General features: G+C 53.1%; 12 protein-coding genes and 1 pseudogene. 11 read left to right on the top strand and 2 right to left on the bottom strand.

Translation table 11 applies throughout. The annotated features are described in order from the left end of the window. Positions 1-171: 171 nt before the first annotated feature. From Q31a_RS18750 to Q31a_RS18735, 4 genes are all read left to right on the top strand, one after another. A complete protein-coding gene (locus Q31a_RS18750) occupies positions 172-1,383 on the top strand; it encodes a YHYH protein (protein WP_145081314.1) in 1,212 nt (403 codons plus the stop codon). Between the two features lie 106 nt (positions 1,384-1,489). After that, a complete protein-coding gene (locus tag Q31a_RS18745) occupies positions 1,490-2,230 on the top strand; it encodes a peroxiredoxin-like family protein (RefSeq protein ID WP_231690831.1) in 741 nt (246 codons plus the stop codon). 68 nt (positions 2,231-2,298) lie between these two features. Then, a complete protein-coding gene (locus tag Q31a_RS18740) occupies positions 2,299-2,781 on the top strand; it encodes a MauE/DoxX family redox-associated membrane protein (RefSeq protein WP_145081308.1) in 483 nt (160 codons plus the stop codon). A gap of 84 nt (positions 2,782-2,865) precedes the next feature. Then, entirely contained in the window at positions 2,866-3,600 is a 735-nt protein-coding gene (locus tag Q31a_RS18735) for an SDR family oxidoreductase (protein WP_145081305.1), read from the top strand. Positions 3,601-3,651: 51 nt separating this feature from the next. On the opposite strand, the gene Q31a_RS18730 is transcribed toward Q31a_RS18735, so the two are convergent. Together Q31a_RS18730 and Q31a_RS18725 are read right to left on the bottom strand one after the other, a co-directional pair. Then, on the bottom strand, positions 3,652-5,187 hold the full coding sequence (locus tag Q31a_RS18730) for a serine/threonine protein kinase (RefSeq protein WP_145081302.1): 1,536 nt from the start codon (positions 5,185-5,187) through the stop codon (positions 3,652-3,654). Positions 5,188-5,352: 165 nt separating this feature from the next. Next, the gene (locus tag Q31a_RS18725; RefSeq protein ID WP_145081299.1) at positions 5,353-6,435 is read right to left on the bottom strand and encodes an autotransporter outer membrane beta-barrel domain-containing protein; all 1,083 of its coding nucleotides are present in this window, start codon (positions 6,433-6,435) and stop codon (positions 5,353-5,355) included. 245 nt (positions 6,436-6,680) lie between these two features. Here Q31a_RS18725 and Q31a_RS31175 point away from each other — a divergent pair. The 7 genes and pseudogenes from Q31a_RS31175 to Q31a_RS18695 form a co-directional block, all read left to right on the top strand. After that, positions 6,681-6,908, top strand: a pseudogene (locus tag Q31a_RS31175) (sigma-70 family RNA polymerase sigma factor); the annotation flags it as partial. A 110-nt stretch (positions 6,909-7,018) separates the two neighbouring features. Continuing rightward, a complete protein-coding gene (locus Q31a_RS30905) occupies positions 7,019-7,219 on the top strand; it encodes a carbon storage regulator (RefSeq protein ID WP_231690830.1) in 201 nt (66 codons plus the stop codon). Between the two features lie 50 nt (positions 7,220-7,269). Next, positions 7,270-8,043: a DUF1353 domain-containing protein gene (locus Q31a_RS18715; protein ID WP_145081293.1), complete on the top strand. Its 774-nt coding sequence runs from the start codon at positions 7,270-7,272 to the stop codon at positions 8,041-8,043. 332 nt (positions 8,044-8,375) lie between these two features. Then, complete coding sequence (locus Q31a_RS18710; protein WP_145081290.1) at positions 8,376-8,594, top strand: NAD(P)-binding protein; 219 nt, start codon at positions 8,376-8,378, stop codon at positions 8,592-8,594. Positions 8,595-8,680: 86 nt separating this feature from the next. Then, entirely contained in the window at positions 8,681-9,124 is a 444-nt protein-coding gene (locus Q31a_RS18705) for a hypothetical protein (RefSeq protein WP_145081287.1), read from the top strand. Between the two features lie 987 nt (positions 9,125-10,111). Beyond that, the gene (locus tag Q31a_RS18700; protein ID WP_231690829.1) at positions 10,112-10,300 is read left to right on the top strand and encodes a hypothetical protein; all 189 of its coding nucleotides are present in this window, start codon (positions 10,112-10,114) and stop codon (positions 10,298-10,300) included. Between the two features lie 493 nt (positions 10,301-10,793). Next, a complete protein-coding gene (locus Q31a_RS18695) occupies positions 10,794-12,362 on the top strand; it encodes an efflux RND transporter periplasmic adaptor subunit (protein ID WP_145081281.1) in 1,569 nt (522 codons plus the stop codon).

The raw sequence follows: 12,362 nt of genomic DNA, 5'->3' as shown, positions 1-12,362 counted from the left end.
CGACGCATGTAATGTCAACGGAACTCGCCCGGCTCCTACGGGCTGTTGAGTCACCCGCTGCGAGCGTAAGGGTCGATGGTTGCTGCTATAGGGCAATTCGGGACGCTACCTCCGCGTTAGAATTCAAGTCGCCATTAAATCAACAGCCCGTTTACCCATAGGAATCCTCTGATGAAGAAGAAATCGCTTGTGGCGACCTGCACTATCGCAGTGGTGTCAGGCATTTCGCTTTTCGCGATCGCACAACTGCCACCCCCGCCTCGGATGCATAGCGTCACACAGAGGGGTGTGTTGGAGCTCCTGCCGGCAACGTCCACGCCAGAGATTAAAAATGAAGTCACCATCGAAGTCATCGGAGACGATCGGGTGATTCGATCCAATGGGATCCCCAATCACAAAACGGGCACTTTCCCGAATCGCGGCAATCCCAATCGAATCTCTGCACAGAAACACGAGTACCGCGTACCGGCGAGGCCGGAGGTTGCGGATAGGATCACGCCGATGCACGGTGAGTTTGGCGTGGCGGTCAACGGAGTGCCGTTTGATCCAGGGGCTGCTGAGTTCTTTGCCGGCGAACCTGGCTGGCAGTACGAACCATTGTCCGGCGCGATTGCACTTGGCATCGACGTCTCGCACGCTCATGTTCAACCCACTGGCAAGTATCACTACCACGGGTTGCCGACAGGGTTGATCGACAGCATCCGAGTGGAATCGGGCAAGCATTCGCCATTGGTTGGTTGGGCTGCCGACGGATTTCCGATATACGCGGTTTATGGTTACAGCAAACCCGATGATGCGTCTTCGCGCGTACAGAAACTCACCTCAAGCTATCAACTCAAAGAGGGGAATCGTCCCGGCGGCGACGCGCCAGGCGGCAAGTACGACGGCACGTTCGTTCGCGATTATGAATTCGTTGCCGGCAGCGGTGACTTGGACGAATGTAATGGACGTCAATGTTTTACACCGGAGTTTCCCGAGGGCACTTACGCATACTTTATGACAGAACAATGGCCGGTCGTGCCGCGTAACTATCGCGGAACCCCGTCGAATGATTTTCGGCACGGCCCCAGACCAGGTGGCACCGGTGGTCAGATGGCGGCCGGACCACAAGGTCAAGGCGGTCCTGGTGGATGGGCCAGACCTAGCGGAAGGGGCGGACCTGGCTTGGGCCCTGGCGGACCACCAAGGCCAGGCGAAGTGCTACCTTGGTTTGTTCAGGAGTCCTTAAACTTGAGCGAGAGCCAAACCGAGCAACTGGCTGCCCTGCAAACGTTGGTTGATGAACGACTGCAAAGCATCCTGACGAAAGATCAGCTACGACAGTTGCAGCGCGGCGAACTTCCCGGAATAAGAGGCAATCGTGCTGGCGGACGTCCTCAATAAGAATGGGCTCATGGGGGTATCCGCTGTATACGACTCATTGCCCCTGCGGTAGTCGGCCTCATCTTCCAGCTAATAACATCTCCCTCTATTTAGCCCCGGAATTAGCGTGAATCGCACCATCCACCTCGTCCTACTGTTCCTTTTCGCTTCGAACTCTCTCATCACCTCCGCGATGTCACAAGAATCAGAAACCGCAAAAACGCTCTCCCAACTCCTCGCTGACAAGTCGGCCCAAAACGCCAAACTCGGTTCGGCAGATCGAGTCGCAGCATTCCAAAAAGGAATCGACTTGGTGCGTGCTACCGGCATTGAGAAGTCAGCCAAGCAAGTGGGCGACACGGCCGTTGATAACCAACTGAAGGATTGGAAAGGCAATACCATCACCCTGAGTGAACTCTGGAAGGAAGGGCCTGTTGTCTTAATGTGGTATCGCGGCGGCTGGTGTCCCTATTGCAGCATCCAGCTTCGGAAGATGCAGCAGAACCTCGACAAAATCGAGAATACAGGTGCAAGGCTTGTCGTGTTGACGCCTGAACTACCCGAGAGAGCAAAAGAGACGGCCGAGGCAAATGACCTGAGCATCGTCGCACTGCACGATGCAAACCTCGAATTGGCCAAGAAGTATGGAATTGTTTTCGAATTGCCGGCGCCAATCGCTCCGATGTATCGCGCTAGTGGCAGGCTAAAAGAATTCAACGGTAACGATCAACTCGAGTTGCCGCTCTCTGCGACCTACGTGGTCGATCAATCCGGAAAAATTGTCTACGCATTTCTGGACGCAGATTACAAAATTCGAGCGGAACCATCGAATGTAATCACTGCTGTCCAGGCAATCACCACTCGGTAGGGAACTCGATGGTTCACACAGTTGGCAATCCAGCAATCCAGCAATGCTAAACCAACACAGGAACTGATATGTCAGATCTTCAACAACCAGAACAACCCCTGAATGAACGTGCTCGAACTCGGCTGGCATGGAGTCTGCTATTGATTCGAGTGGGGATCTTCAGCGTCTTTGTGATGTGGACGATCGACAAGTTCATTAACCCTGAACACGCGGCGGCGGTTTTCAAAAAGTTTTACGGAATTTCTGAGCTGAGTGAGCTACTCGCCTATGTCGTTGGCGGCGTGCAAATGGTCATTCTGCTCGTATTTCTGGTGGGAGCATTTCGGACATGGTCGTACGGAATTATCCTCGGTCTGCACGCGATTTCCACTTTCAGTTCATGGAGTGCTTACATCGACCCGTGGACCTACCCACACTTGTTGTTCTTCGCCGCAATTCCAATGCTGTCCGCATGTATTACACTCTGGTTGTTACGAGAATTCGACACTTATACCGTTGATGGATGCCGAAGACCGCGTGTGCAGCCTAACGCGTCGCAACAGGTGGCGTAAACCGAGAGTTCTGTGAGCAGGCTATGGATGGACGGTTGATGTGATGACTGACTCGAGAACTTTTAGGGGGCAAACGACATAGCGATGAATGAAAAAAGGACGGCGATCGTGACCGGCGGTTCGGGCGGAATTGGCAATGGAATCTGCCGCAGACTTGCGGCGGACGGCTTCAATGTGGCAGTTCACTATGGCACTGATAAAGACTCTGCCGTCAGGGTGTGCGCCGAAATCCAAGCGTCGGGAGGAAGGGCAATAATCGCGAGTGCGAATGTTGCTGAAGAAGCTGACGTCGCCAGCTTGTTTGCCAAAGTTGTCTCGCGTTTCGGCGGAGTCGACATCGTAGTCGCGAATGCGGGCACATCCGGTTTTGGGCCGATTGCTGATGTCGAATTGGCAGACTTTGAAAAACTGATCGCTGTCAACGTTCGAGGAGCATTTCTGACTCTTCGTGAGGCCGCACGAACGGTCCGAGACAACGGCCGAATCATATTCACCTCATCACAACTTGCCGAGCGACCTCGCCAAGGCACTGGAATCTACTCAGCCACTAAAGCCGCCGTCGATGCTATGCTGAGCTCATTGTCAAACGAAGTGGGTAAGCGAAATATCACGGTCAATAGCGTCCGGCCAGGCGCGACCAGCCCTGGAATGTTTGACGACAGCGACGAGGCAAAAAAGCAAGAGTTCGTCGACTTATCCGCATTCGGTCGCTTGGGCACGCCGGAGGACATTGCATCCGTTGTCTCTTTTTTGGCGGGCAGCGATGGAAAGTGGATTACTGGACAACACATCCGCGCCGACGGCGGAATGTCAAACTAAGAAGCTTCAACGAATCGCTCCACAGCAGAACGGTCGTCATAAATAATCGAGTCACACGCAACTTCGTAGCATCTGTTTCAACGTTGCCACGTTCATGAAACGGCTTCTGGGGTCCTTCTCAATACACTCGAAAATAATGTCGCGAAAGGCTCTTGCGGATTCAGGCAGGCCTTCGAGTGATGGTTCCTGATGTAGATGCTGAGCAAATAAATCGTTGATCGAATCGCCAATGAAAAGACATTGGCCTGATAGGCACTCGTAGATAACACAGCCAAGAGCGTAGATGTCGCTGCGTTCGTCGAGTGTTTTCGCATTGATTTGTTCGGGGGACATATAGGAGGGGCTGCCGCTAACCATATGAAGTCGGTCGGTTTCGCTCTTCAGCGCCGCCAAGCCAAAATCCAGTATCTTTACGACGTTTGGCTGCCCCATGTTGTTGGCCAGGAATATGTTTTCAGGCTTGATATCGCGATGGACCATGCCCTTCAAGTGAGCTTCCTGCAAGCCATCACAAACCTGGCCAATGAAGTTCACGGTTTCTTCGTTCGTCAGTTTCCCAAGACGACGGATCCGTTCGAGTAAGGTTTCGCCTTCGAGATATTCCATCACATAGTAGAAATCACCATTGTCAGTTTGCCCATAGTCATAGATTTGGACGGAATTCCAGTGAGTTAACTGAGCATAGAGTTGGACTTCATGTTCAAACGAAGCAATTGCCGTTGATTCACTAGCGATTTCGCTTCGAATCAGTTTGATGGCCGCAGGTCGTTTCAGCAATCGATGTTTGGCCTTGTAAACTGTCCCCCTCCCTCCTTGGCCGATCTTTTCCAGCAATTGGTACTGCCCATACAGCTTGGCCGTTTCGACTTCCAGACGCATTTGATTCACGACGCGAGTGGCTTGAGTTGCGGCGATCGCCATCACCATCGTTAGTACCGGAGCTGTGAAACCAGGGAACCCCTCAAGGTGTTGTAAGGACGGATTGAACAGTCGTAGAACAATCACCGTGATCGCGGGAATCAATGCAAAAGAGCAGGTGATGATCGCAGTTCGACGCCAGTCGCTTGGAATGAACATGCCATAAATTGCGATGAAAATTGAGACCGCAAAACTGATCGTTATGAAGGTAGCTGGCAACGATTCCAATCCCCCTGTAGCGATTGCTCCTCGGGTCTCAGCAACCAGAACCCAAACAACATCGACGACAACGGCAAATGCGCCAACGGACTCTAGAACTCGTAATTTTCGTATTGAGGCTTGGGGAGTTTGATAGAGAACTGCTCCTACGCCAACCAGCACGACGGCTGTAGACATCCGCAGGAGAAATTCGTTAAATGTTGTGCCGGCAAAAACCATGCCAACAATCTTGAGCGTCAAAAGTACGCAAAGCATTGACGTCAGCGCTATGAGCAGACGCAGGTGAAGCAACTTGCGCGACGATTCGTTGAACTGCCACCTGAAGTTCGCCAAAAGACCTGGAGGCGGCAAATCCAGAATCGCCTGGTCCAAGGCGTGTCGCTGGGGCGAAACTACGATTGGTTGAGAGTCAAACGGCATCGAGTTTTCTAAAATTAGGTCGTCGTTCATTGCTTTGGCAACTCCAAAGTCGATCACTTTCACGGCCGCCTTGTCATCATGCAGTGTGGCTCATGCTATATCTCATGCGTCATACCGTAGGTAGTCGGGCCTTAGTTTTCACTACAAAACTAAGTAAAGCGTAAAACGCGAGTTTCTTAGGCAGGCAAGGCGAAATTACGTTTGAACAGTTCTGCCGTGGCCGCGCTGCCCCCTCGGCGATGATGGTTCTGTTCGATCAGCGGCCACAACGCCTTCCCCGACGAAGGCAGCGAGTTCTGCTTGTTCCAACGCGTCACTGGCTAGGCTCTCAACCGAGTCCGCTTCGTCGTCGGTCTCTTCGTCACTGTCAATCGCGGGGAAAGCATGGAATGAATCACTGCCTGTTTCTATAGCAGGGGGCGGTCCCATGTGCCTATCTATCTGCTTTTGACGACCAGCTTCTCCTTCGCTGAGAGCCTGCAGGTCGGGCGTCTCCAAAAGTTCGCCTTCGATCGTTCCGTCAACGGTTAGCGTGTTATCGCCGTCGCCCAGTGATACGGATACGTTTCCTGCAACAATAGCCTCGGCAAGGATGCTTACGGTGTCGTCATCGACGCCGCCTTGCAGGTTCAAGTCCCTAGCGATTTCGGCGGCGATTTCTACAGAATTCTGACCTTCACCCAGACCGATTCGAACACCCCCTGAGACGACCGATTGCTCACCAAATGCTACAGTGTCGTCGCCGTCTCCATTGATGATGGCGACGTTGTTGCCAATGTCACCGCCGACGGCGATCGTATTGTCCCCGTCTCCAAGCGACAGTTCGATGTTCTGTTCGATGGTAGCGTCGGCAGCCACGTAAACGCTGTCGTTCCCTTCCGCGGCCTTGACGACAAGGCTTCCGCTGATGGTGCCGCCGTCGAGGCTGATTGAATTGTCGCCGCCACCCAGCGCCGCGAAGATTGAATCCACGGCAACCGTATTGGCCGACAAGTCGATGGAGACGATATCATTAGCATCCGTGTCGCTGGTATCCACGTTAATGACGATGTCGTCATCCACACCTACTAAGACTTGCACCAAGTCACCGCCGTCCGCCCCGGCACCCGATTCGGTGACTTGCAAAGTTCCGTCACCTAGGTCGACGATCGCGATCTCGCCTACTGCGTCACCTTCAATAAACAGCGATCCGTCGATGACAGAGATTGCTGCCGCGAGAACTCGGCGGCTTTCCAGTTGTTCGAAACCGCGTAAGCAGCGTGTTGTGCGGCGTTTCATCTGACGGCTCCAAATTTGGAAGAATTCAAAGCGAGTTAGTATCGCCTCACTCTTTATGAGGACGATTTGTAGCAAAACCAGTCACAGTCCCAACCACGATGTGTCACATTTGGGCCAATAAACCATCCTTACAGCATTGTGGGGAAAAATAAGTGAAGTTTTGCTTCGCAATCGCTACTTTTCTTGGCCCTCTTCGCATACTCGGCACGCATGAACTAGCGGAACCATAGACAAAGGAACTACTGATGGAAGCCATCTCCGACTTATCGCAAACCGACCGCCCCATCGCGGAAGCCATTGACTCGGCGCGGGATGGGAATATGCAGACGCTGGGGAAACTTTTGCAGCTCTATCGCAATTACCTCAGCGTGCTGGCAACGACGCAACTTGGTCGCCGGTTGCGGCGGCCGATGAACACGTCCGATTTGGTGCAAGAAACGATGCTGGCGGCACACCGTGACTTTCGCGATTTTCGTGGCGGCAGCGAAGGCGAGCTGCTGGCCTGGCTCCGGCAAATTCTAAGTAACTGCCTCAGCCATGCGGTCCCAAAGAACATTCACGCCAAGAAACGGAACATTCTACGATGCTTGTTCTCAGTCGCAAAGAAAATGAAACGATCTGTATCGGCGACCAGATCACGATCCATCTCAGCGATATTGGAGGTTCAAGAGTTCGCGTTGGCATCGAAGCTCCCAACGATATCTCGATCATGCGAGGCGAATTCGTGAACTGGACTAGTGAAATCGATTTGCCAATGCTACCGTCAATCACAGAGCACGCGTAGCGATCTTCCCAATTAGCTTTCTTCAAACTACCGAAACAACGAGGACAAGGATGTATCGTAAGAGACTCTATCAATTGGCCACTCTATTGGTTGCCAACATTTCAGCCCTGGGATGCACTCCAGATTCGCTGCCGCCCGTCCCAAATACTGGTATCGGGCAGTTTGAAGGCACTGTCGTAGCACAGTGGAGCGACAACGGACGAGAAATGATTCTTCAGCAACCGATCAGCTTCGTTGATTCCGCCAACAAACGCTGGGACGCACCGGCGGGTTCCGTGGTCGACGGAGCGTCGATTCCTTCGGTGTTTTGGTCCGCGATTGGTGGACCTTTTGAAGGCAAGTATCGCAACGCTTCGGTCGTCCACGATGTGTATTGCGAGGAGATGACCGAACCTTGGGAAAATGTTCACCAGATGTTTTACGAAGCGTGTCGAAGCGGAGGTGTCGCTGAGGCTCAGTCCAAGATTATGTACTACGCGGTCTATCACTTCGGCCCACGTTGGCAAATGGTGTCCGAAGCGGATGCACCAGCCATCGACCAGCAGGCCGGAGTCAGCGTTCGCCGTGATCGACAGGGGCGCCACATGGCACGTTATCAACCCGTCCCCCCGACTGTGGAGGAAGTGGAGCAGATTGCCGAGTTTGTCTCGGATGAAGCTCCGACGGCGGATCAAATGAGACAAATGGACCGGGAACAATTGCATCGACGACCACGACGCAGCGATGTAACTAGAAGTCCAGCAGAATACGGGCAGCAGGGCCAACCACAACAATTGGAACGTCGCACCGGTCGCAATTTGCAACGGAATATGCCGCAACGTTGACCGAATTCCATGGCCTGAATTTCACGGCGTAAATCGTACCTGGTCCACTGTGGTTGTAGCCGTACTTCAGTCGCACTCTGGAACCATTATTGCCGAGCTAAAACAAGTCAGCGGATAGCCGTGACATTGCCGGATCGTTTGGCCCCTTAGAAATATCAGACAGTTCGACCGGCGGAGGTTCAGCCGACGAATTTTAGCTCGAACTTCTTGCACAGTCATCCGTTTATTCACGGCGTCTGAAATAGGGGATTCGAAACGATTTCCAACAGGCCGCGTTTACGCCGACTCAGGAATAGGCTGACCCTTAACCTCGTCAATTGTTGGAGCGAGCGATGAAGAATTCGAGAACTGGAATTGTGGGAGGCGGCCCAGGAGGGTTGATGACCGCTTATGAATTACAAAGGATCGCGGACTGTCCCGTGCAAGTCACTCTGTTCGAGGCCGGTGAACGCTTGGGCGGTAAGATTCTCACGCCTCAATTCCAACAAGCGGCTATCCCCTACGAAGCCGGCGCTGCCGATTTTTACGGGAAGCGTCCGAATCGTTGTTAAAAGTTGAAAGGTGGTCTCCCAGAGGGCAATATATTGCCTTCTGCACTTTTCAATTTACGTCGGTTACCGCCGACGGGGAGACCACCATGACTGAATCTAGTTTGTTGCGCGAGCTTGGGCAAGTTTCGAAGACTGAAGTTGGCGAAGTGTTTCGCGAATTCTTGCGGGGCTCGATCGTGAAGATGGCCTGTGAGGTAATGACTGCCGAAGTGGCCGAACTGTGCGGCCCTAAGCACTCCCCGAGCGATTGTCGGACCTATCGAGCTGGTAGCGCCGCGGGCCGCATCTTGGTCGAAGGTGAACGGGAGTCGGTGACGCGTCCGCGAGTTCGCGAGCGTCCGGGGGCCGGTGGAAGCCGCGAAGTGGAGCTGCTCAGCTACGCCGCCGCCAACGATCCTGAGCAGCTTGAGAAGGCTGTAATTCAAGCGTTGATGTCTGGGGTCAGCACTCGACAAATGTCCGTGGTGAAGCCGAAGTCGCCAGGCGTAAGCCGCTCAAGCGTCTATGGCAAGAGGCGGGAACACGATTGATCGACGAGCTACGCAGCCGTGATCTGTCGGGACATACGTGGTCCTATGCACTGCTTGAGGCCGAAAAGGGGGGCCATCGAATCAGCAGCCACAAGGAACTACCTACGCTGATTGCCGCTCTAGCGAGAGAACATGCGGATACACCAACAAAGCCACCGTCGGGGCCCGTGCCGTCGCCTACGGCTCCGGCGACGGCACGGGCCCCATCACTTTAGTTCCACCACCTGTTTGATCCTTAAGACCTGTTCCAGTACCCTTTAGCCAGAGAGACCACCAACAGTTTTAACAACGCAGGGGACACTCCCGGACTTTCGGAACGAAAGCACTATTCCGCATTCACGATACCACCGAAGTGGAGTCTGAATAGGATCGTGGTTCAGCGAGAAGAGAGGGCGGCTTGCATACTGTCTGATCACGGTTCGTGAGCGGGCGACAGGGAGGCTCTTAGGTTATTGCAACTTGATGTCCGAACTTGGAGTTGATGTGGTCGTTCAAAATCTTTGCCTGGATGCGAGTGGGAGTGCTGCGGAGAGTTGCTGGGTGAGTAAATGACTCCGAATCGCGTATGAGTGCTTTGGATGGAGTGTTCAGAATGAGTGGTCCGTCGGGCTCCCTCTACTGTGTCCAATTTGCAGCTAAACGTTGCGTCCTCTATTGGGGATCGAACGCGACTCTGAATCACTGAATCCATATTTTCAATGTGCCCATGCAGTTTGCAAAATAGAGAACGGTGATGGCGCGTGGACTTTACGAGGAGCGATGCAATCGGAGATCGGAACCCTGCGATTTTCAATTCGTGCTTACCTGTAGGCTCGCCAAAGTGCAGGAGAATGAGCAACTCTGTGGCATCTTGCGCATTTCCGAAACGCACCTTCTCGGAACGAATAGGCAGATGCACGAACGAGGAGATGGGGGAGAGCAAATTCGTTTTGGGCTTGGCGAGCAATCGGAGATCTTGACTTGTGGTCTATTGAGAATGACAATGGGATGGTCTTACCTACAGGATTTAGCCTCATACGCTTTCTCGTTCCAATTATCTTCAATGAACCGCGTAATCCCAACGACGAGCTTTCGCGTTTGCCTCCAGCTTTGGATGCTGGTGTCGTCGATGTGGGTTGGGCCGGTCCCGGTCGGGCATTCTCATACCAACGCGATGAATTCAAGGGGTGGTGGTGAAGCGCTAGCGCAGCATCTGATGCGTCATCACAGCGATGGTTCTTGCGATAATGTTGGTTGCAAGTGGCATGTGCATTGGGTAATTCGCGAGTCCGGTTACTCGGGATTGCACGGGGAAGCATCTGCCGTTCCAGCAATGGCAGTGGGTGGGGCAACGTCATCCGAACTACGCGACATCACTCTTGGAGACCAACCAGTTACACTGCTTGTCTTCACACCAAGTTTGCCTACTGAATGCATTTTGGCCGGAGCCAATTGGTTGAGCGGCCACTCCTTGTGCCGCCCTTCTTTATCGACTTTCTCGTCGGTTATGCGCTGTTAACAGCCGCAGGAAATTCGAGTCACCGTAGGTCAGCCTTGTTTGATTAGCGGTTTCTTCTGCTCGAAGCACACAGCGTATCCGGACGATCGGTCTTGACGTCCGTTTTTGCAGGCAATTGGTTCACCACCACGCCAACTGCAAGCTTACCATCCTAAGAATCAGGGTAATCGCATGAATCCAATCGCGTCTCAAAAACCGACTCCTGCCAAACTTACGAAGTCCAGTCGTCACCTTGTGCTGGGAGCGGTTGCTCTCGCTTCTATCGCAAGTATTGCTGGGGCTTTCGCCATGCGCAGCTACGATGCACGTCGTCATGAGACTGCGGCGGCAGGGGGTGATGCTGGCTCGACGCGGCTCATGAAGTTGGAGGAAAACAGTTCTGGTGCAGCTACAACGACTGAGAATCCAGATGCATCGTCAGGAGCGCTTAAGCTACCGCAAGATCGTTGGGCAGTTTCGGGAATCGAACTTCAACCAATTCGAAAGGGGCCGTTTGCGACTACGGTTCACCTGACTGGCAAGGTGTCGCTCAACCAAGATCGAGTCGCTCACATCTTTCCCATGGTTGAAGGGACGGTCGAAAGCGTTTCGGTAGGATTGGGTGAGACGGTTAAGGCCGAGCAACTGCTGGCTACCATTCATAGTCGCGTGATTGGCGAATCAAAGTTGAAGCTATTTCAAGCTCGCTTGCAACTTGAAATGGCAAAGACGAAGCATGAGTTGCAAACTGAAGTGGCCCAAAACGTAGACGATCTGCTCAAGGCACTTCGCGAGAAGATGCCGATTGAGGAAATCGAAGCAGCCTTCCGCAGGCGTCCGATGGGCGAGTATCGCGAACGACTCTTAGCCGCCTACTCCAACTACACGAAGTCGCAGGCCGATGTTTCGCGATTGGGCAATATTACCACTTCGGGAGCCGTCTCAGGGAAGACACTTCTCAGTGCAGAAGCCAATCGTAACGCGGATTTGGCGACCTTTCAATCTCGTCTCGAGGAGGTTGGATACGGGCTGCGAATGACAACGCTGCTTTCCTCTCAGTCTCTTAAAGAAGCCGAAACACAAGCTGCCGTTGCGGAAACGAGCTTACATATTCTAGGAGTAAGGGACGCGGAACTAAGCAAAATTGACCCTACCGAACAGGGCGAAGGCATTTCTCACTATTTGCTTCGAGCTCCGTTTGACGGAACCGTATTGACCAAAGACGTCGTTCTCAGCGAACAGGTGCGACCTGACGTGATGCTGTTGAGCATCGCCGATCTATCAACCGTGTGGATTTTGGCGGACTTGTATCAGGAGCATATCCCGCTTCTTAACTCGCTTGCAGATCAAACCGTGCACCTTCACAGCGAATCTTGGCCGGACCGTACTTTCGAAGCCAAAGTGTTTTTCGCTGGCGAAACGATGGATGAATCGACGCGCACGATTAGTATGCGAGCAATTGCCGATAACGCAGAACGCCTGCTGAAGCCTGGGATGTTTGTCACCGTCGATTTATCGGGAATCACACAACAAAACGTGTTGCAAGTACCACTCACCGCGATCCAAGAACATGAAGGCCAGAAGTTCGTTTTTGTCCATCGAGGGGAGGATCTGTTTGTGCGTCGTGACATCGTCGTCGGGAGTGCCAACGAATCGTTCATCATGATCAAAGATGGGCTCCAGCCTGAGGAATCCGTGGTCATTGAAGGTGGCTTCATCCTTAAGTCGCAAATGCTCGCGGAACTGATGGGAGAAGAATAA

Source organism: Aureliella helgolandensis, from assembly GCF_007752135.1.
Classification (GTDB): domain Bacteria; phylum Planctomycetota; class Planctomycetia; order Pirellulales; family Pirellulaceae; genus Aureliella; species Aureliella helgolandensis.
This window is presented reverse-complemented; position numbering and strand designations above follow the sequence as displayed.